Annotated in this window: 1 protein-coding gene; it reads right to left on the reverse strand. The window is 50.2% G+C overall.

The window, feature by feature from the left end; genetic code table 11:
* A partial coding sequence (gene dsbD / locus R8N47_RS23520; RefSeq protein WP_318185894.1) for a protein-disulfide reductase DsbD occupies positions 1 to 1,221 on the reverse strand: 1,221 nt, incomplete at both ends.

Here is a 1,221-nt window from a genome sequence, read left to right on the forward strand (position 1 = left end):
AATAATGTCTTCACGCGGTCCATCCAACCGCCGGCTTTTGGCAGCAGTTTGTTGCCAAATACCGCTACGAGAATCAGCGGAATACCCATACCCATCGCCAGTGCGTAAAGCGCAATACCACCAGTCAGCAAGTCACCACTTTGTGCAACGTAGAGTAGTGCGCCCGACAGAGGTGCCGTGGTACACGGTGAGCACACCAGACCTGAGATCGCACCCATCGCGAATACGCCTGCGCTGCTGCCGCCTTGTTGTTTGTTGCTTAGGTTGTTTAGCCACGTTTGTACACTGCTTGGCAATTGCAGGGTGTACACACCAAACATGGAGAGTGCCAACGTGACGAATAAGATACTCAAACCAATCAACACATATGGGTGTTGCATCGCCGCTTGGAACTGCATGCCTGCTGATGCCACCACTAAGCCGAGAAGAGTGTAAGTCAGCGCCATGCCTTGCACGTAAACTAGGGATAAACCCAGAGCGCGGCGTTGGCTGAGTTTCCCACTGCCAAGTACGATGCTGGTCAAAATTGGGTACATTGGCAGAACACATGGCGTAAACGCTAAGCCTACACCAAGAGCTAAAAACAGCAGCGGAGTCCACCAATTGTCAGCAAGGCTCGCCGCGAGGCTGTCTTGTTCAGTGACTGGTGCTGGATCGTTGTTTGATGACACTGACGTGCTCGCCGTTGGTGATGTCGTGCTTGTTTGGTTATTGTTCGCTGTTGATTGCGTTGGCTTTTTCGCTATTGCGGAATCAGCAATGGAGGCCGTAAAAGCGTCAATTGGAATGATGCGAGTTTCTGGCGGATAGCAGAATCCAGCCTTCGCACAGCCTTGATATTGCACGATCACGCGTGCGCCTTCTTGCCACTCATCAAGCGGTACATTCACAAATAAAGGCGTGGTGTAGATATGCACATCACCGAAAAATTCATCTTTATGTGGCGTGCCGTTTTCCATTTGCAGTTTGCCAAGAGAGATGTTTTCACCAGACACAGACAAGCGCTCTTGATACAGATAGTAGCCGTCACGTACCTGCCAATCGAGCATCAACTTGTCGTCTTGTTGGTAGAAGTTAAACGGGAACGCTTGGTCGACCGGAACAAAGCTGTCGTTGCTGCTACCAAAGCTGTTGTTCTGGCTATTGTTAAACTGGTCTTTGCCAAATAAAGCCAAAGACGGAGTGGAAAAGGTAATGAGCCCTAAGAGTACAACGGAAAGT

The sequence above is a fragment of the Vibrio sp. 2132-1 genome (assembly GCF_033344315.1).